Genomic DNA, 18,935 nt, shown 5'->3' with positions numbered 1-18,935 from the left:
GGTATGGGGAGGATGGTTGGTGCCGCCTGCTCGGCGCGCCTAGAGCGGTGTGAACGACGGCGTCGGCGGTGTCGGCGGCGTGGGTTTCGGCGGGGCCGGCCGAGACGTCGGGACGCTCGGCGGTGACGGCGACGACCACGGGGCCGGTGGGGACGGCCGCGTCGAAGGCACCGGTGGACCCGGCGGCGGAGTCGGCGACGGGGTGGCAGGCGGTGCCGGCACCGGACGCGGCGGCGGGTCCGGGGTGGGCGGCGGGTTGGTGTCCTTCGGCAGCAGATGCCGGCAGGCGTCGAGCGCCGCCCGGTATGCCGCCGAGCGCAGGTCCACGACACCGACACCCGCGTTGAGCTGGACCGAGCCGTTCGCCGTGATGGTGATGCCGGGGAAGTTCGGCTGCCCGTGCGTGCGCATACAGGCGGTGAACAGTTCCGCGGCCTGGGACGTCGTGGTGCCGGAGCCGGTGCTCGCAGCGGCTTGCGCGCCCGCGGCCGCAGCCGCGTCCTGGCCCACGGGCCTGGCATCGGTCGTGGGGCCGGCGGCCGCCTCGTCGTGGGCGGCGGCGCTCGTCGTGTCCCGCGCGCCGGGCCGGTTCGCCCCGGCGCCGTCGGTGCTCTGGCCGGGCTGGCACGCCGTGGTCACGGCCACAGCGAGTCCGGCCAGGCCTAAGCCCCATCCGGCCCGCAGCAGCCGGTTCCCGGTGGCCCGGGCGGGCGGTGCCGGTGGCGTCGGCGACTTGGGCATGGTGCTCCTTCGCTGTTCCATGGTTGTCCGGTTACGGTCCGACTCAAGCACTTCGGTGGTTACCACACGGGAACGCCGGTTGTTATCTCGCTGTAACCGCTCGTCGGACAGGGAGTGACGCTTCTGGCGTGTCCGTCCTTGGTGACCGACCCGGGCGATGCCATAGTTGGTTCCGGACGTCGCAGGGTTCGAATAAACCCCGCAGAGCGGGATCAGCGCTCTGCGGGGCGGTCGTTCGCCGGCGGGTCGCTCGGTCCTGGACAACCCCACTGGCCCCGACCACCCGATTCGTCACGACCCACGGCGCCCCACCCCGAGACGCCGACGGGCTTGCGCACGTCTGACACAGCGCGCTCCGACGTGTAGGAGCGGGCCCGGTGGGCCCGCCGCGTCGGGCGCGGCGATGGAGAGGAATCCGATCGCATGTCCTCGACCCGCCCCACACCCACTGCGCGCGGCGCAGTACACCGCCGCCCTCGCGCCCTGGCCAAGGGCGCTGCCGCGGCCCTGGTCGCGGCTGGGACTCTGGCTGCGGCCAGTCCGGCCGCACTGGCCGTGCCGACCGCCGGTTCGACCAGTGGTTCGACTGGTTCGACTGGTTCGACGATTGGTCAACCGGTCTACGTCAGCAACATCAACGCTGATTCCGTCTCGGTGCTGAGGTCCGGCGCCGTCGTCGCCACCATCCCGGTCGGCTCCGGCCCCGGCGCGGTGGCGGTCTCCCCCGATGGCTCCGCCGCCTATGTGGCCGACTTCAACGGCGCGGCCGTCTCCGTGATCGACACCGGCGGCGCCAGGGTCCGGGCCACCGTGTCCGTCGGCACGGACCCCGCCGCCCTGGCCGTCTCGCCGGACGGCAGCACCGTGTACGTCGCCAACGGCATCGGCGGTACCGTCTCGGTGATCGCGGCCGCCACCGACTCGGTCGTCGCCACCATTCCGGTCGGCGGGAGCCTCGCCGGTCTGGCCGTCTCGCCGGACGGCGGCAGCGTCTACGTCAGCGGTACCGGTGGCGGTACCGGATCCGGCATCGGGGCCGCCGTCGGCACGGTCTCGGTGATCAGCACCGGCAGCGACACCGTCACCGCGACCATCGCCGTGGGCGGCAGCCCCAACGGCGTCGCGGTCTCGCCGGACGGCGGCACCGTCTACGCCACCGGATTCTCCTCCAGCTCGGTCTCGGTGATCGACACCGGGAGCGACACGGTCGTCGACACCATCGGGGTCGGCTCCCATCCCGGCGCCGTGGCCCTGACCCCGGACGGCGAGACGGCCTACGTCACGAACTTCGGCAGCGGCAGCGTGTCGGTGATCGACACCGACCACGACGCGGTCACCGCGACCGTGCGGGTCGGTTCGAGTCCTGAGGGTGTCGCCGTCAGCGCGGACGGCTCGGCGGCGTATGTCGCGGGCAGCCACAGCAACACCGTCTCGGTGATCGACACCAGCACGAACACCGTGACCGCCACGGTCCACGGGTTCGCCGGCCCCACCGGCGTCGCGGTCGCACCGTAACGCGGGTCCGGCCGGCCGTCCCGTCCGGATGGCCGGCCGGTCGTGGGGCACGCTCCGCCGCGGGCCGAGTGCTCGGTGCGAAGCGTGCCCCATCGATGGCTTCACTCATACAGCGATACAGCGCAAACGCGAACCTCCGCCTCGGGCCGGGAGTTCGCCCAGGGGCGGGAGACGTGTGGTGGCTTCCCAGGGTGTGGCGATGACTCGGCGGACGAGTCTGCATCTGCCGCCGGGGCTGGCGTGGTCGGAGTGGCGGCGGCTGGGCCGGCAGATCTTCGTCATCGCCGATTCCTCGGCCTGGTGGCTGGGTGACTGGCTGATCTACGGGCAGAACTGCTATCCGAACCGATACAAACGCGCGGTCGCGGAGACCTCGCTCGACTACCAGACGCTGCGCAACTACGCGTGGGTCGCCCGGAAGGTCCCGGTGGAGCGGCGCAGGGAGGGGCTCGGCTTCCAGCACCACGCGGAGGTGGCCGGCCTGGCGGCCGGGGATCAGGACGAGTGGCTTTCGCGGGCCGAGGAGCAGGGCTGGACGCGCAACGAGTTGCGGCGACAGATCCGGGCCGCGCAGCGCAAGGACGCGAGTGCGGCGGAGAGCGCCGTCGTGCAGATCTATGTCGCCCCCGAGCGTCAGGGCCGGTGGCAGGCGGCGGCCGACTCCGCACAGTTGGAGTTGCTGGAGTGGATCGTCCGGACGCTGGACGGGATAGCCGAGGCGAACAGCAGGGCCGAGGCAGGCTGAATCCGCTATATGTCAGCTGAGTCTGCTACGTATCACAAGGGGAGGGTTCTGTTCCATGATGGACAACGCCGTCAGGAGCGTGGCCGCCGGGGCACGTTCGACGAATCCCGAACGGCTGGCGCTGGATCCGTCCACGGTGACCAGACGAACCTCACTGACGCTGCGGGCCGGACTGACGGTGGACGAGTGGCTCCGGGTGGGGCTCCAGATCAGCAAGGTCTCCGAATCGTCCACGTGGTGGTTGGGTGACTGGCTCGTATACGGCCGCCAGCGCTACCCGGACCGCTACCGGCAGGCCGTGGAGAGCACCAGCCTCGACTACCAGACCCTGCGCAACTACGCCTGGGTCGCGGGCAAGATCGGCGTCGGCCGCAGACGCAGCGCCCTGAGCTTCCAGCACCACGCCCAGGTCGCGCCGCTCCCGGAACCGGCCCAGGACGCCTGGCTGGAGAAGGCCGAGCGCCACGGCTGGTCGCGCAACCGGTTGCGTGCGGAACTCAAGGCCGCAGCCGCGGACCCGGAGTCCGAGCCCAAGATGGTGCAGCTGCGGCTGGAGGGCGAACAGCTGAGCCGCTGGCGGCAGGCGGCCGAGCGCGAGGGCCGGGACCTGCTCAGCTGGATGACGCAGGGGCTGGACGAGGCGGCCGGACTGGCCGACCCGGCCCCCGGTCTGGCGCCGGGTCCGGGTTCGGCGTCGGGTTCGGCGTTGGGCCCGGTGTTGGGTCCGGCATTGCCGCCGGCTCAGGCCGCGCAGGAGGTGGCGATCGGGTCGGGGGCGGCGATGTAGCGGTTTGGTCGGGGCGGGTCGAGTCAGTCCCGATCCGACCCGGCCCGCCGGCGGCCGTCTTATCGCAGAATTCTGATATGCCCAGGTCTGCGGGCCGCAGGCCGCTCGCCCGGGTCCGGTGCCTTCGCATCAGTTTGTCCCGCCGGCGAGACAGGCGGGCGACATGCTGCTGATATACCGGTGGACCAACCCTGGATGCCGGGCGGATCCGGTGCCGCGGACGGCGCGCGACGGTCCTGCGGCAGGCCGCTGACCTGCCGGTTTCGGCCCCGCCGGTCCGGTTCTCGTTGACTGCTTCGGAAGGGGGCACCTACCGTGAATCCCGGTCGGGGAGGCGATCTGATGCATGACCTTGCGACGAACAGCTCCGCCACGATCCGCACCATCGCCGTGGACGACCTGCACGGGTCCGTCGCCGATCCGCTGCTGGAGTCGATGAACTTCCTGAACGAGGTCACCACCCGGTATCCGGACGCGATCTCGTTCGCGCCCGGCCGGCCGTACGAGGGCCTGTTCGACGTCGCGAGCATCACCGAGTACCTCGACGCCTATCTCGCGCACCTGCGCGCCGACGGCCGGACCGAGGACGAAGTACGTACCCTGATGTTCCAGTACGGCCGGACCAAGGGGCAGATCCACGGCCTGATCGCCGAGACGCTGGCGCACGACGAGGGGATCCGGGTCGACCCGGAGGCCATCGTGGTCACGGTCGGCGCGCAGGAGGGCATGTTCCTCGCGCTGCGCGCCCTGTCCGCCGGGCCGGACGACGTCCTGCTGGCCAGTTCGCCGTGCTACATCGGCCTGTCCGGCGCGGCCCGGCTCCTCGACATCCCGGTGGTCCCGGTGCCGGAGGGCGAGCACGGCCCGGACCCGGAGGCGGTGCGCGCCGCCGCCCGCCGCGTGGCGGCCTCCGGCCGGCGGGTGCGTGCCTGCTACGTGGTGCCCGACTTCGCCAACCCGTCCGGCGCGAGCATGCCGACGGACGCCCGCCGAAGGCTGCTCGACGTGGCGGCGGCCGAGGACTTCCTGATCCTGGAGGACAACCCCTACGGGTTCTTCGGCGGCGATCTGGAGCCGCGCCCGACCCTCAAGGCCCTGGACCCGGACGGCTCGGTGGTCTACCTCGGCTCGTTCTGCAAGACCTGCTTCCCCGGAGCCCGCCTCGGCTACGTCGTCGCCGACCAGCGGGTCCGGCGGCGCGACGGCTCGCACGGGCTCCTCGCCGACGAACTGGCCAAGATCAAGAGCATGATCACGGTCAACACCCCCTCGCTGAGCCAAGCCGTGATCGGCGGCGCACTATTGCGCTGCGGCTGCCGGCTGCGCGCCGCCAACACCGAGACGGCGGCCTTCTACCGGGCCAACCTGGCAGCCGTGCAACGCGACCTCGAACGGCACTTCCCACCCGCGGCCCGCGCCGAACTGGGCCTGAGCTGGAACCGACCGGACGGCGGGTTCTTCACCGTCCTCACCGTGCCGTTCACCGCCGACGAAGCCGCCCTGGAACGCTCGGCGCAGGAGTTCGGCGTCCTGTGGACCCCCATGGCGGCCTTCCTCCCCCCGGGCGCCGGCCACGACCGCCTCCGCCTGTCCTCCAGCTACCTGACCCCGGACCAGCTCCGGGAAGGCACCACCCGCCTCGCCGCGTTCCTGCGGGCCGAGGCGGCCCACAACCCGTCACCACCGAAGGGAAGAACGACATGAGCGGCAACCCGTTCGACGACGCAGAGGGCTCATTCCTCGTCCTGACCAACGCCGAGGGCCAGTACTCCCTGTGGCCGCAACCCATCGCCGTCCCCGAGGGCTGGGCGGTCGTCTTCGGCGCGGCCGGCCGCCAGGACTGCCTCGACCACGTCGAGACGAACTGGACGGACATGCGGCCGTTGAGTTTGGTCGAGGCCATGGGAGCGTAACGGGCTGCCTGCCTGGCATGACCACGCCGGGTGGAGGTCGCGCACTTCGCAGTCGCGACCTCCACCCGGCGCGGCGTTGTACGCACCACTCGTCGCGAATACGCACCGTGCGGAAGCTCTCACCGAACTGTCACCAGTCGGCAATCCCGACCGTATGGAGCAGGCCTGAAATCGATGCCATGAGCATCTACGAGGCGATCGGCGGCGCACCCGCACTTGCGGCGGCCGTCGAGGATTTCTACGCGAGGGTCCTGGCGGACACGGAACTCGTGGGCTACTTCGAGGGCGTGGACCTTGAGCGGCTGAAGGCACATCAGCGCTCGTTCCTGGCCGCGGCGGTCGGTGGCTCCGAGATCTACGCCGGCCGCGCGATGAAGGAGGCGCACGCGCGGCTGGCGGTCACGCAGAAGCACTTCGACCGGGTGGTGGGCCACCTGGTCGACACGCTCACCGAGCTGTCCGTCCCGGCCGACATCATCGGCGACATCGGCAGCAAGCTGATTCCGCTGCAGGAAGTCATCGTCGTCCCCGCAGCGGAACGAGTTCGTCTATGACCCGTCTATGACCTGTCTATGAACCGGAGCCGAGCACTTCGACGGCTGCCATGTTCCAGGTGTCGCCGGTCGGTGCGGTGTCGGAGAGGGTGACTTTGGTGCCCGAGGGGATGGTCGTCCCGGTGGTGCCCTGGGTCCAGAAGGTGTCGCCGACCGCGGTATCAACCCACTGACTGAACAACCGCTGCCCCGAGGCGACAGTTCGACTCTGCGCGTTGGTGTAGTCCTCTCCCGCGCCGTAGACCTGCGAGCCGGCCGCGGTCGTGGTCACCGATACGTGTCCGAGGCCCGTGGAACTGCCGGCGGCGGCGCTCGCACCGACCTTCGTCGCGCCGGTGATCACCAGGACGGTCAGCTGTTGGTCGAACCCGTTGAACTGCGGTGAGGAGGCGACGGCGAAATCGGACAGCGGGCCGGAGGCGTAGGCGGACCAGATCTCCGCGGTACCGCCCTGATTGTTGGCGCGCTTCACCAGCGTCCAGTCGAGACCCGAGCTCGTGACGCTGGCGCTCTGCTTCTCCCCGGGGCCGTCAGAGCTGACGAAGGCGAGCAGCAGCCGGGGACCGGTGGTGTACAGCGTGGTGATCACGATGCCCGTTCCGGTCGCGGTGTAGGCCTGCTCGACGTTCACGCCGGCGGGGATCACCTGCACGCTCACCGCGCTTGAGGCCGAGCGCAGCAGTCCGGGCGCGGCCGGAGTGAAGGCGGCGCTGAGGCTGTGGATGTCGAGCGTCAGCGAGGTGGTGCTGAGGGTCGCGGTGCCGTTGGTGACCGGCACTGGTGCGCCCAGGGGGACGGAGCCGTAGGCCGACGACGTACGGTCGTAGAACTGCACCGTACCGGAGTCCGCTCCCGACACCGTCGCCGTCAGCGTCACCGGGTTTCCCTGCGTGGCGGTCCCGGTCGTGTTGGTCGTCAAGGACACGGCTGTGCCAGCCGAGGTCGGGCCCAGGGCGATACCGGTGACATAGCCGGTGACGCCGAGTCCGCCGCTCTTGGTCTCGGAGGCGGTGTCGAACACCGCGACCGAGCCCGCCGGAATCATGACGGAGTTGTAGCCGCCCGCGTAGAGCTTGCTCCCGGTACTGTCGATGGCCTCCGCCGAGATGGCCGTGCCCGCCTGCAGGATGTGCAGGACGTTGTGAGTCGCCAGATCGATGTCCAGGACCTCGCCGCCCGGGCCCTGGCCGACGTACGCCGTCGTGCCCGCCGGGTTGACGGCCACGCGGGTCGGATTGCTGACGAAGGAGCTCAGCGAGATGGTGGAGGTCACGGAGTCCGTCGCGGTGTCCACGACGTACAGGGAGCGCGTGGCCCAGTCGGTCACGTAGGCGTGGGCTCCGGTCCCGTCGACGGCCACGTATCCGGTGGAGGTGCCGCAGGCGACGGTCGCCACCACCGTGTCGGTGGCGGTGTCGATCACCGACAGGACTCCTCCGGGCCCGGTGGCGTAGAGCCGGGACCCATCCGGGCTCAGGGCCAGGCCGTAGCCGCCGGCCGCGACGGTGGCGGTCACGGTCTGCGCGGCGGTGTCGACGACGTGGACCGATCCGGTGCCGCTGGAGTCGGCGACGTACGCTGTGCCGCCGGAGGGGGCGATCACGATGTCACCGTCGCTCGCGCCGACCGGGAACGTGCTCAGCGTCGCGTCGGTGACCGGATCCATGACCACGACAGTGCCCTGCGCGGTCCCGTAGACCCGGGTACCAGCCGGGTTCACGGCGATGCCGTTCAGGGACTGGGCCATGGTGTGGAAGTCGACGAGCGAGTCGGTCCGGGTGTCCATCACCGCCAGGGCGCTCGGCAGACCGTAGGCACCGGCCACGGCGATGTAGGCGAGTTGTCCGCGCACCGGGTCGGTGGCGGGGGAGGCTGTCGCGGAGGCAGGTGCCGCGGCGATGCCGGCGACACACAGCACCGCCGCCGCTGCCAGTGCGGTCTGCCTACGGCGCGGCACGAACCAGCGCAGACGGCTTGCTCGGGGAGTACGGGACATGGCGTCAGCATTCCTTCCGCCGGTGATGTGACGACTATCGCAGAACTCTAATTTGCCCGGCTGATCGTTTGGAACGCCTTCCGTCCAGGTTGAGACGGACTGCCGTCCTCGTCTGCCCGGACGCCATCGCAAGGAAACAGACTCCTGATTCGCCGGCCTTCGCGCTCTGGCCGAGGGTACGGACCCCCATCAGCGTGTGCAGGAGCCATCGAAAGGTGAAGTCGATGTCGATCTCCTCCGGCGCCCCGCGACGCGTTCCAGCGTCCTGATCATGCTGGACGCGAGCAGAAAAGCCGTTGCCCATCGATTTCCTTCGATGCAAGCCTCGTTCCGTCTTCGCGATCGAAGCGCTTCGATGGGAATCCTCCGTTGCCTGTACTCGCCCGCCGCATCCGCCTGCTCCGCGCCCTGCGTGCGGCCCGCCCGCCCCTGGTCGCGGCGCTCTGCGTCGTCAACGTCCTCAATGCCCTGATTCCGGCGGCGACCGCCGTCGCGACGGCGGTCCTCGTCTCCCGGATCAGCGGGCATGCGCCCTCCGGGCTGCTCGCGGCGACCGTGGGGCCGCTGCTGCTGCTCGCCGCCGTGATGGTCGCCGGGCACGCCGCCGAGGCCGGGACCGTCCCGCTCGAGTTCCTGGCCAAGGCCAGGATCGACGGTGCGCATCGGGCCGCGCTGGCGCGGTTGGCGTCGTTCGGGCCGACCGTCGACCGGTTGGAGCGGCCGCGGGTTCAGCAGCTCGTCCGGATCGCGCGCGCCGATCCGCAGAACTGGACCGAGCGGACGCCCGGGGACGGGGCGCTGGGGCAGGTCCGCTGGTTCGCCGGGCTCATCGGCGCGGTCGCCTCGTGTGCGGTGCTGGCGCGCTACGCGTGGTGGCTCGTGCCCGCGCTGCTCGTGCCCGCCGCCTTGAACCGTTTCCTCGGCAACAGGGTGCACGAACGCTTCGTCGTGGCCTGGCGCGCGGGGATCCCGGAAGGCATGCACAGCGCCGCCTGGGCGGATGCCCTGGTCTCGACCGGCGAGGGCAAGGACATCCGGCTGTTCGGCCTCGAAGAGTGGTCCGTGGCGAAGATCGGTCGCCACCTGCGAGGCCTGTTGGGGCCGGCCTGGGAGCTCGCTTCCAGGATCTGGCCCGCGGACCTGCGGCGGTTCCTGCTCATCGTCGTCCCGCTGGCGGCGGTGTACGCGGCGGTCGCCGACGGCACGGCCCACGGACACGCCACGGTCGCCGTCGAGACCGCGGTGCTGGCCTCCGGCTGGTCGCTGTTCCAAGCGTTCGGGCTCAGCGAGGACGCCCGCAACATGGCCGCCGCGCTGGAGGGCCTGAACGCGTTCGACGAGGTCGCGGCGGAGCTGCGGCCGGACAGGCCCGCGCCATCGCAGGAGGCTGACACAGCGGCCGAACCGGAGCCTGCGGCCCGCGCGCCCCTGGTCCGCTTCGAAGACGTCTGCTTCACCTACCCCGGCACCACCCGGCGGGTCATCGACCATCTCGACCTGGAGATCCGTCCGAACGAACTGCTCGCGATCGTCGGCCTCAACGGTGCCGGGAAGTCGACGCTCATCAAGCTGCTGTCCGGCCTCTACGAACCGGACTCCGGCCGCGTCACCGCCGACGGAGTCGACCTCCGGCGGCTCGGCGCGCGGCGGTGGCGGCGGCACATCTCGGTGGTCTTCCAGGACTTCGTCCGCTACCACCTCAGCGTCGCCCAGAACGTCGCGCTCGGCCGCGGCGACGTGCCCTTCGACCGCGGCGCGCTGGAGGCCGCCGCGCGGGACGCCGGGCTCGCCGAGGTCCTGGACCGGCTCCCGGACGGCTGGGACACGCCGCTGTCCCGGGCCCGGACCGGCGGCGTCGACCTGTCCGGCGGCCAGTGGCAGCAGGTGGTCCTGGCCCGGGCGCTGTACGCGGTGCGCACCGGCGCGGGGCTGCTGGTCCTCGACGAGCCGACCGCGCACCTGGACGTCCGTACCGAGTTCGAGGTCTTCGACCGGCTCTCGGCGCGCCGCGAACAGGCCGGCGTCGTACTCATCTCGCACCGCCTGTCCACGGTGCGCCAGGCGGACCGCATCGTCCTGCTGGAGCACGGACGCATCACCGAGTCCGGCACCCACGACGAGCTCGTCGCGGCCGAGGGGACCTACGCCGAGATGTTCGCCATCCAGGCCGAGCGCTTCCAGCGCGGCTACGACGACGTGACCGACGATGCGACCGGCGACACGACCGCCGACACGATCGACGACACGACCGGCGACGCGACCAACGACCTCACCGAGCAGGAGACCGCGCATGGCTGACGGCACAGGTGCCCCGTCCCCGATCACGGCCGCGACGCACTACCCGGTGCGGCGCTGGGCCGCGCTCTGGAAGGAGCTGTTCGGCCTGGCCTGGCACCGTATGCCCGGCACCGTCGTCTTCTACTTCGCAGCCAACGCCGTCGTCCTGGCGAGTGTCGCCGGATCCGCCCTCGCCCTGCGCTGGACCATCGACGCGACGATCCGCGGCGACGCCGGTTCAGCCGCCCTGGCCGCCGTCTCGGCGGCGCTCGCCTACACCCTCGACGTGGTCCTGATCGACCTGGTCGCGACGCCGATCCCGCTCATCGAACAGCCCGCGATCTGCGACCTGCTGCCGCGCGTCCTCGGCGACCTCGCCGCGCTCGAGACCCTTGACCACCTGGAACGCGGCGACGTCCTGGACCGCGTCGCCATCGTCCGCCGCTCCTCCTGGACGATCATGGCCGGATTCTGGTCCTCGATCGGCGCGGTCTTCGCCTTGGCGCAGCTCGGGGTGACCCTTGTGCTGCTGGGCACGGTCAGTCCCTGGCTGCTGCTCCTGCTCGCCTTCGCGGCGGTGCCCCTGTGGTGCGACCGGCGCGGCAGCCGGGCCGTGGCCGAAGCGGACCTCGCCACGGCCGAGGCCTTCCGCCTCCAGCAGCACCTGTTCGAGCTGGCGACCAAACCCGCCGCCGGCAAGGAGATCCGGGTGGCCGGATCGGCCGCCGAGATCGTCCGCCTGCAGGAACAGGCCTGGCGGCAGACGATGGACGGCCGCGCCCGGGCCGCGGCGCTCGGCGCGGCCTGGAAGTTCGCCGGGTGGCTGGTCTTCACCGCGGGCTTCGCCGCCGGACTCGCGCTGGTCGTGGACCGGACCGCGCACGGCGCCGGCAGCGTCGGCGACCTCGTGATGGCGGTGACCGTCGCGGCCAACCTCCGCATCACCCTGCACGGCGCCGTCACCAGGACCGCGGGCGTCGCCCAGGTGTCCCGCTTCGTCGAGCCGCTGTTCTGGATGCGCGACCATCTGGCCGAGGACCGAGCCCGCCGGACGGGCACCGTCGTCGCACCGCCGGTCCTGCGCGACGGCATCACGTTCCACGACGTCGGCTACACCTACGCCGGCACCGATCGCCGGGCCCTGGACGGCATCAGCGTCCGGCTTCCCGCCGGATCGGTCGTGGCCGTCGTCGGCGAGTACGGCTCGGGCAAGACGACGCTGGTGAAGCTGCTGGCCAAGTTCTATCGAACCGATTCGGGCCGCGTCGCCGTCGACGGGGTCGATCTCGCCGACTTCGAGACGAAGGCCTGGCGGGCCCGCATCAGCGCCGCGTTCCAGGACTTCGGCCGGTTCGCCACGACCTTCGGCGAGAACGTCGGCCTCGGCGACCTGCCGCACCTGGAAGACCGCGGCCGGGTGGCGGCCGCGGTGGAACAGGCCGACGCCGAGCGCGTCCTGCGCCGCCTGGCGGACGGCTACGACACCCTGCTGGGACGCGACGTCGGCGGCTTGGAGCTGTCCGAGGGCCAGTGGCAGAAGACCGCGCTGGCGAGGGCGTCGATGCGCCCTGATCCGCTGCTGTTCATCCTCGACGAGCCGACGGCTTCCCTGGACGCGCCGAGCGAGCAGCAGATCTTCCAGCGCCACATGGCCCGCGCCCGCGAGCTCGGCGCGCGGACCGGCGCGGTCACCGTCATCGTCTCGCACCGCTTCTCGACGGTGACCGGCGCGGACCTGATCCTCGTCCTGGACAAGGGCAGGCTCGTCGAAGTGGGGGCGCACGACGAGCTCATGGCCCTCGGCGGCCGGTACGCCGACCTGTACGGGATCCAGGCCGACGCCTACGCGGCGACGGCGTGAGCGGGGATCGTGCCCGGAAGCCGGTCGGGGTCGGGATCAGGCGAAGAACCGGTACACCGCCTGCGCCGCACAAGCCGGCTTCTCCTGCCCCTCGATCTCGACGCTCAGGTCCACCACCACCTCGGCGCCGCCCTTGACCTCGGCGACCGAGGCGATCGCGCCGTGCGCGCGGATGCGGGAGCCGACGTGGACCGGAGCCGGGAAGCGGACCTTGTTCAGGCCGTAGTTGACCGCCATCGCGACGTCGGCGACGGTCAGCAGCTCGCTCCACAGCGGGATCAGCAGGGACAGGGTGAGATAGCCATGAGCGACCGTGCCTCCGAACGGCCCGGCGGCGGCGCGCTCGGGGTCTACGTGGATCCACTGGTGGTCGTCGGTCGCGTCGGCGAAGGTGTTCACCCGGTCCTGGCCGATGGCGAGCCAGGAGCTGTGGCCGAGGTCGACGGCGCCGAGGTCGAGGAGTCCGGCGACGCCGGTCACGGTGCGGGGCATGGTTGGTCGTAGACCTTTCGCAAAGGATTGATGGAGGTGCGCAGAGGGTTGATGAAGATTCACAGAGGATTGACATCGGTGCCGTGGGCCGCGCGCAGCGGGCCCTTGAGCACCTTCCCGGCGCCGCTGCGCGGTAGGACGTCGGTGAAGACCACCGACTTGGGGATCTTGTAGCGGGCCAGCCGGCCGTCGAGGTGCGCCAGCAGCGCGGCGGCGTCGGGGGCCCGGCCCGCCCTGAGCACAACTACGGCCCGGCCGACCTCGCCCCACTTCTCGTCGGGCACGCCGAACACCGCGCACTCGGCGACGTCGGGATGGTCCAGCAGGGCGTTCTCGACCTCGGCCGGGTAGACGTTCTCCCCGCCGGAGATGATCATGTCCTTCACCCGGTCGACGAGCCGGACGTACCCGTCCGCGTCGGCCTCGGCGATGTCGCCGGAGCGGAACCAGGACCCTTCGTGGAACGCCTCCGCGGTCTCCTGCGGCCGCCGCCAGTAGCCGGGCGTCACGTTCGGACCGTTGACCAGCAACTCGCCGGGCTCATCGATGCCGACCGGCGTGCCGTCGGTGCCGACCAGGCGCACATCGGTGAAGAACTGCGGCACCCCGGCCGATCCGGCGTGCTCAGCGGCGTCGCGGCCCTGGAGCAGCAGGACGCCCGGCGCCGCCTCGGTCATGCCGTAGCCCTGCACGAACGCCAGTCCCCGGTCCAGATACCGCCGGATCGTGCGGCCCGGAACCGGCGCGCCGCCGCACATCAGGTTCCGCAGGCTGGACAGGTCCGCCTGCTCCCAGCCCGGCTCGGCGGCGAGCATCTCGTACATCGCCGGGACGCCGAACAGGCAGGTGACCCGGTGTCGGCGGACCAACTCCAGGGTGCGCGCCGGGTCGAAGGCCGACTCCAGGACCGCCGTGCCGCCCTTGAGCAGCGTGGGCAGGCAGGTCATGCCGAGCGCGGCGATGTGGAACAGCGGGGCGCTGACCAGGGTGACCTCGTCGGCCGTGAGGTCCCCGTCAATCAGTACGTTGAGACAGTTCCAGGTCAGATTCCCGTGGGTCAGCATCGCCCCCTTGGGCCGGCCCGTGGTGCCCGACGTGTACATGATCAGACACAGGTCGTCCAGGCCGACGGGCTCGTCCTGGCGCTCCGGCGCGGCCGCGGCGAGCGCCGCCTCGTAGCCCGCGCCCTCGGCGGAAAGGACTTCGATCCCCTCGCCCAGGGCGCCGCCGTCGGCGTGCGGGCTGCGGGCCGTCACCAGCAGGGTGCTGCCGGAGTCGTCGATCTGGTGCCGCAGTTCGGGCGGTGTGAGGCGGGTGTTGAGCGGGACGAACACCGCGCCAATCGCCCCGGCGGCGAACAGCGTCTCCAGATAGGCCGGGTGGTTGGGGCCCAGGTAGGCGACGCGGTCGCCGCGACTGATCCCGCGCTCGTGCAGCACGTGCGCCAGCCGGTTCACGCGGTCGTCGAGTTCGGCGTACGTGACGGCGCGGTCCTCGTGGACCAGCGCGGTGCGATGGGGTGTCTTGCGCGCCCGGCGCGCGGGCCAGGATCCGATGCCTTGGTTGTGCATCGCGATGCGCTCCCTGTCTCAGCGGACGGAAAGTGGCGATTCAGCCGGCGGCCAGGCCGAGCAGCCGGGCCGCGTTCTCCTTGAGGATCTTGGGGCGGACCTCGTCCTTGATCGGCAGCTTCGCGAAGTCGGCCAGCCAGCGGTCCGGGGTCAGCAGCGGGTAGTCCGAGCCGAACAGCACCTTGTCCTGTAACAGGGTGTTGGCGTACTGCACGAGCTGTGGCGGGAAGTACTTCGGCGACCAGCCGGACAGGTCGATGTGGACCTGCCTCTTGTGCGTCGCCACCGCGAGCGCCTCGTCCTGCCAGGGGAACGAGGGGTGGGCCAGGATGATCGGCAGGTCGGGGAAGTCCACCGCGACGTCGTCGACCAGCATCGGGTTGCTGTACTTGAGCCGGATGCCGCCGCCGGCGCGGGCACCGGCGCCGATGCCGGTCTGGCCGGTGTGGAAGACGGCGATGGCGCCCTCGGCCTCGATGGCCTCGTACAGCGGGTACGCCAGCCGGTCGTTCGGCGCGAACCCCTGGACGTTGGGGTGGAACTTGAAGCCCCGGACGCCGAACTCGCGCACCAGGCGCTTGACCTGGTTGACGCCGAGCCGCCCCTTGTACGGGTCGATACTCGCGAACGGGATGATGACGTCCGGGTTCGCGGCGGCGGCCTCGGCGACTTCCTCGTTCGGCACGGCCGGGGTCCCGGTCGTGCTCTCGGCATCCACGGTGAACACGACGCAGGCCATCTTCCGCTCACGGTAGTACGCGGCGATCTCCGGCAACGTCGGGCGGCGCTGCTCGGCCTTGAAGTAATCGCCGGCCGCAGCGTCCAGTTCCTCGGACAGCGAGCCGTGCCCCTTCGCCGACACCTCGGCGTGGGTGTGGACGTCGATCGCGGTGAGGTCGTCGAGGTTCATCAGTGCCCTGTTTATCAGTGACCTGTTCATCAGCACCCTCAGATCCCGGGAGCGGGGATGCCGACGGTCTCCGGGCTCCGGCCGACGCTGACCGGCCAGGCCGCGGCGATGGCTTCGGCGCTCCATCCACCGTCGGCGTACGCGACGGAGATCTCCTGCGGATGCGACCACAGCGCCAGCTTGTCACCGCCGATGCCGATGCACTGCCCGGTGATGCCGGCCGCGGCGTCGGAGGCCAGGAAGACGACGAGCGGGGCGACATCCTCGGGCGTGCCGAATCCCTCGCCCTTGCGCAGCGCGTCGGGTAACGGCGTGCCGTTCTGTTCGAGGGCTTCGACGTGCGGGGCGAAGGCCGGGATGGTCTTGGTCATGGCGGTGGCCGCGACCGGGATGATCGCGTTGGCCGTGATGTTCGCTCGCGCGAGCTCCATGGACCAGGTGCGGACCATCGCCGCGATGCCCGCCTTGGCCGCGGCGTAGTTGGTCTGCCCGAAGTTGCCGCGCTGGCCGGCCGGGGAGCCGGCGACGATGATGCGCCCGCCTTCGCCCTGCTCGCGCATGCGCTCGGCGGCGGCGCGGCCGCAGGTGAACGTCCCGCGCAGATGGATCTGCACCACGGTGTCGAAGTCCTCGTCGGACATCTTCCACAGGACCTTGTCACGCAGCACGCCGGCGTTGGTGACCATCACGTCCAGGCGGCCGAAGCTGTCGACCGCGCGCCGCACGAGAGCGTCGGCGGCGTCCGTGGTGCCGACCGCGGCGACCTCGGCGACGGCCCGGCCGCCGGCCGCCTCGATCTCCTTGACCGCGGCGCGCGCCGCGTCCGCGTCGACGTCGTTGACGACCACCGCCGCGCCGTCGGCGGCCAGCGCCTTGGCGTAGGCCAGGCCGAGGCCCCGGCCGCTTCCGGTGACCACGGCGACCTTGTTGCTGAGGATCATGCGGCACAACTTAGGCACTGTCGTGACTGCCGTCAATAGTTTGCCGAACATCGGCGATGCCCTACCCTGACCTGGTGAGCAGTGCCGAGCCTTCGCCGCGACCGCAGTCGCTGATGCTGACGTTCTTCGGCATCCACGTCCTGGGGCGCGAGCTCGCGGTCTCTTCCGGCTCCGTCATCGACGCCCTGGGCCGGGTGGACGTCACCGAGGAGGCGGTGCGCTCGACGCTGACGCGCATGGTCAGCAGAGGCCTGCTGGAGCGCCACCGCCAAGGGCGCAAGATGTACTTCGCGCTCACGCCGCGCGCCGTGTCGGTGCTGCAGGACGGTTACGACCGGATCTGGCGGCGCGGCGCGGCCAACCTCGACTGGGACGGCCAGTGGACGCTGGTCGGGTTCTCGCTGCCCGAGGCCTGGCGCCGGGAGCGGCACGATCTGCGCTCCCGGCTGACCTGGGGCGGGTTCGGGCCGTTGCAGAACGGGCTGTGGGTGGCGCCTTCGGACGTGGACGCCGCCGCGCTGCTCGGCGATTTGGGCCTGGACGCGCACCTGCGGGTGTTCCGCGGCACCATCCTGAAGCCGACCGAGGTCGCGGCCGTGCTGGAGACGGCCTTCGACGTCGGCGCGATCGCCGCCGACTACCAGGCGTTCCTCCAGCGCTGGTCGCAGCCCGGGTCCGGGGTGTCGGACCCGCTGGGGAGCCAGTTGCTGCTGCACACCGACTGGCTGGACCTGGTGCGGCGCGACCCGCACCTGCCGGCCGAGCATTTGCCGTCCGACTGGCCCGCCATCCAGGCCGAGGAGCTGTTCCACGCGCTCGCGGAGGAGCGGGAGGCGGCGGCGCGCGGCGAGGCTGAGCGGACGCTGGATACTCTTCGGCTTCGGTAGCGGACCCGCAATGGTTTGATCATTTGGGACTGCCTCGCGGGTTCCCCTGCGGCCAAATATTCGGCACGCCATTGACTGCCGCCAAAAAACTGCCCTACATTTCGTCGCGTTCTCCAAGCACGCTTCTCACGCTCCCTTCGCAACCTTTCCGAAAAGGAGCACCGCCCATGAGCACGCGCCCGCGCCGACGCCTCGCCGTCGGCCTCACGGTCCTGACAACCCTCTCAGCCTTCGTGGTCGTGCCCTCGGCCGCGACCGCCGCCCCGGCGCCGTCGGCCGGGCACCACACCGGCACGCTCGGCGACGGCGCGACGTGGATCGCCGACGTCCCGGCCGCCTGGAACGGCACGCTGCTGCTGTTCAGCCACGGCTACGGTCCCACCGCGGCGCAGGACGCGCCGAGCCCGGACTCTCAAGCCGCCCTGCTGGCCGCCGGGTACGCGCTGGCCGGCTCCTCGTACGACCCGAACGGTTCGTGGTGGGCTCTCGGCAGCGCCGAGCGCGACCAGTTCCAGACCCTGGACGCGGTCCGGGCCGTCATCGGCCGGCCGGCCCGCACCGTCTCGATCGGGGAGTCGATGGGCGGCCTGGTCAACGCCCAGATCGACCGGGACGCGCACGGCCGGGTCGCCGGCTCGCTCGGGCTGTGCGGCCTGGTCGCCGGCGGGCTGGACCTGAACGACTATCAGCTCGCCGGCGAAGTGGTCCTGGCGACCCTGCTGGCGCCGAACGCCAACGTTCACCTGACCGGCTACTCCGGGCCCGGCGACGCCGCGGCCGTGACGACGACATTGACCGACGCCGTCGAAGCCGCGCAGCAGACTCCGGCGGGACGAGCCCGGATCGCGTTGGCGGCGGCGTTCCTGAACCTGCCGACCTGGGCGCCCGGCCAGAACCCGCCGGCGCCGGGGGACAGCGGCGGCCAGGAGAGCCAGCAGGAGGCGTGGATCGCCGCCGGGCAACTGGCGTTCATCATCGGCTCGCGGCCCTCGATCGAGCAGGCGGCCGGCGGCGACAGCGGTTCCACAGCAGGCCTCGACTGGCGGGCACTGCTCGCCTCCTCGTCGCACCGGGACGAGGTCCGAGCCCTGTATCACGCGGCCGGCCTGGACCTGGACGCCGATCTGGACGCCCTGCACACAGCCCCGGCCTACCACGCCGACCCCGCCGCCACGGCATGGATGGCGCGAACCTCGACCGCAGGGCAGCGGCTCGCGGTGCCACTCCTCGACCTGCACACCACCGCCGACCAACTGGTCCCGGTCGAGCAGGAGAACGCCTTCGCCGCGCGCGTCCACGCCGCCGGCGACGGACGCCTGCTGCGCCAGGCCTACGTCGCACGCCAAGGACACTGCGCCTTCACCACCAACGAGATCCTCGCCGGCCTGCACGCGGTCGAGCACCGCATCGACACCGGGCGCTGGGGCGACACCTCAGCCGCCGCGCTCAGCGCCGACCAGCCCGCCGGGACCACGGCTTTCGTGGACTTCCGGCCCGGACGGCTCGTCGACGGCGGCCGGTAGCGCTCAACCAGCAGCCAGCAAGCAACAGCCAGCAAGCAACAGCCAGCCAGCCAGCAGCGAGCGGCCAACCGCGCTCCGGCGCAGGCAATGCTGTCGCCGACTGCGCGAGCACCTGACCGAGCGGTTGCCCGGCCGGATTCCGGCGTCGGCAGCGCCCTGATGATTGCCCCGCCGAATATCGACAATGCCCTGATACCGGCAGTACCGGCCATGCCCCGATGC

At 71.3% G+C, this 18,935-nt stretch carries 16 protein-coding genes; 10 read left to right on the top strand and 6 right to left on the bottom strand.

Translation table 11 applies throughout. The features are described from left to right. Positions 1-39: 39 nt before the first annotated feature. Positions 40-741, bottom strand: a complete 702-nt coding sequence (locus tag GWK61_RS40470; RefSeq protein WP_194917021.1) for a hypothetical protein — start codon at positions 739-741, stop codon at positions 40-42. Between the two features lie 423 nt (positions 742-1,164). On the opposite strand from GWK61_RS40470, the gene GWK61_RS40465 reads away from it, so the two are divergent. The 6 genes from GWK61_RS40465 (at position 1,165) to GWK61_RS40440 (ending at position 6,255) form a co-directional block, all read left to right on the top strand. Beyond that, positions 1,165-2,256 carry a beta-propeller fold lactonase family protein gene (locus GWK61_RS40465; RefSeq protein WP_194917020.1) on the top strand — a complete coding sequence of 364 codons (1,092 nt, stop codon included), beginning with the start codon at positions 1,165-1,167 and terminating at the stop codon, positions 2,254-2,256. 178 nt (positions 2,257-2,434) lie between these two features. Then, positions 2,435-3,001: an LmbU family transcriptional regulator gene (locus GWK61_RS40460; protein ID WP_323747974.1), complete on the top strand. Its 567-nt coding sequence runs from the start codon at positions 2,435-2,437 to the stop codon at positions 2,999-3,001. A 55-nt stretch (positions 3,002-3,056) separates the two neighbouring features. Further along, entirely contained in the window at positions 3,057-3,788 is a 732-nt protein-coding gene (locus GWK61_RS40455; RefSeq protein WP_228563744.1) for an LmbU family transcriptional regulator, read from the top strand. A 342-nt stretch (positions 3,789-4,130) separates the two neighbouring features. Next, positions 4,131-5,492 carry an aminotransferase-like domain-containing protein gene (locus GWK61_RS40450; protein WP_194917019.1) on the top strand — a complete coding sequence of 454 codons (1,362 nt, stop codon included), beginning with the start codon at positions 4,131-4,133 and terminating at the stop codon, positions 5,490-5,492. Beyond that, positions 5,489-5,701, top strand: coding sequence for an MbtH family protein (locus tag GWK61_RS40445; RefSeq protein ID WP_194917018.1), 213 nt, complete (start codon positions 5,489-5,491; stop codon positions 5,699-5,701). The genes GWK61_RS40450 and GWK61_RS40445 overlap by 4 nt, the downstream gene beginning before the upstream one ends. A 179-nt stretch (positions 5,702-5,880) precedes the next feature. Next, a complete protein-coding gene (locus GWK61_RS40440; RefSeq protein ID WP_194917017.1) occupies positions 5,881-6,255 on the top strand; it encodes a group I truncated hemoglobin in 375 nt (124 codons plus the stop codon). A gap of 16 nt (positions 6,256-6,271) precedes the next feature. Here GWK61_RS40440 and GWK61_RS40435 read toward each other — a convergent pair whose 3' ends face one another. Then, the gene (locus tag GWK61_RS40435) at positions 6,272-8,251 is read right to left on the bottom strand and encodes an Ig-like domain repeat protein (RefSeq protein ID WP_194917016.1); all 1,980 of its coding nucleotides are present in this window, start codon (positions 8,249-8,251) and stop codon (positions 6,272-6,274) included. 369 nt (positions 8,252-8,620) lie between these two features. Between GWK61_RS40435 and GWK61_RS40430 the strand changes: the two genes are divergently transcribed. Continuing rightward, a complete protein-coding gene (locus GWK61_RS40430) occupies positions 8,621-10,549 on the top strand; it encodes an ABC transporter ATP-binding protein (protein ID WP_194917015.1) in 1,929 nt (642 codons plus the stop codon). After that, on the top strand, positions 10,542-12,389 hold the full coding sequence (locus GWK61_RS40425) for an ABC transporter ATP-binding protein (RefSeq protein ID WP_228563743.1): 1,848 nt from the start codon (positions 10,542-10,544) through the stop codon (positions 12,387-12,389). Before GWK61_RS40430 ends, GWK61_RS40425 begins: the two co-directional genes overlap by 8 nt. A gap of 36 nt (positions 12,390-12,425) precedes the next feature. On the opposite strand, the gene GWK61_RS40420 is transcribed toward GWK61_RS40425, so the two are convergent. Genes GWK61_RS40420 through GWK61_RS40405 form a run of 4 tightly spaced genes read right to left on the bottom strand, consistent with a single transcriptional unit; the run spans position 12,426 to position 16,303 of the window. Continuing rightward, positions 12,426-12,881: a MaoC family dehydratase gene (locus tag GWK61_RS40420; protein ID WP_194917014.1), complete on the bottom strand. Its 456-nt coding sequence runs from the start codon at positions 12,879-12,881 to the stop codon at positions 12,426-12,428. Between the two features lie 59 nt (positions 12,882-12,940). After that, complete coding sequence (locus tag GWK61_RS40415) at positions 12,941-14,452, bottom strand: acyl-CoA synthetase (protein WP_194917013.1); 1,512 nt, start codon at positions 14,450-14,452, stop codon at positions 12,941-12,943. A 40-nt stretch (positions 14,453-14,492) separates the two neighbouring features. Next, positions 14,493-15,362, bottom strand: a complete 870-nt coding sequence (locus tag GWK61_RS40410; protein ID WP_194917012.1) for an amidohydrolase family protein — start codon at positions 15,360-15,362, stop codon at positions 14,493-14,495. 38 nt (positions 15,363-15,400) lie between these two features. Beyond that, positions 15,401-16,303, bottom strand: a complete 903-nt coding sequence (locus GWK61_RS40405; RefSeq protein ID WP_194917011.1) for an SDR family NAD(P)-dependent oxidoreductase — start codon at positions 16,301-16,303, stop codon at positions 15,401-15,403. 56 nt (positions 16,304-16,359) lie between these two features. On the opposite strand from GWK61_RS40405, the gene GWK61_RS40400 reads away from it, so the two are divergent. Both GWK61_RS40400 and GWK61_RS40395 read left to right on the top strand, forming a co-directional pair. Beyond that, positions 16,360-17,190 carry a PaaX family transcriptional regulator gene (locus tag GWK61_RS40400; protein ID WP_194917010.1) on the top strand — a complete coding sequence of 277 codons (831 nt, stop codon included), beginning with the start codon at positions 16,360-16,362 and terminating at the stop codon, positions 17,188-17,190. Between the two features lie 167 nt (positions 17,191-17,357). Next, on the top strand, positions 17,358-18,713 hold the full coding sequence (locus GWK61_RS40395; RefSeq protein ID WP_194917009.1) for an alpha/beta hydrolase: 1,356 nt from the start codon (positions 17,358-17,360) through the stop codon (positions 18,711-18,713). Positions 18,714-18,935 lie beyond the last annotated feature (222 nt).

The organism is Catenulispora rubra (assembly GCF_015356825.1).
Classification (GTDB): Bacteria; Actinomycetota; Actinomycetes; order Streptomycetales; family Catenulisporaceae; genus Catenulispora; species Catenulispora rubra.
Note: the sequence above shows the minus strand (reverse complement) of the source record. Positions and strands in the feature narration are given on the sequence as shown.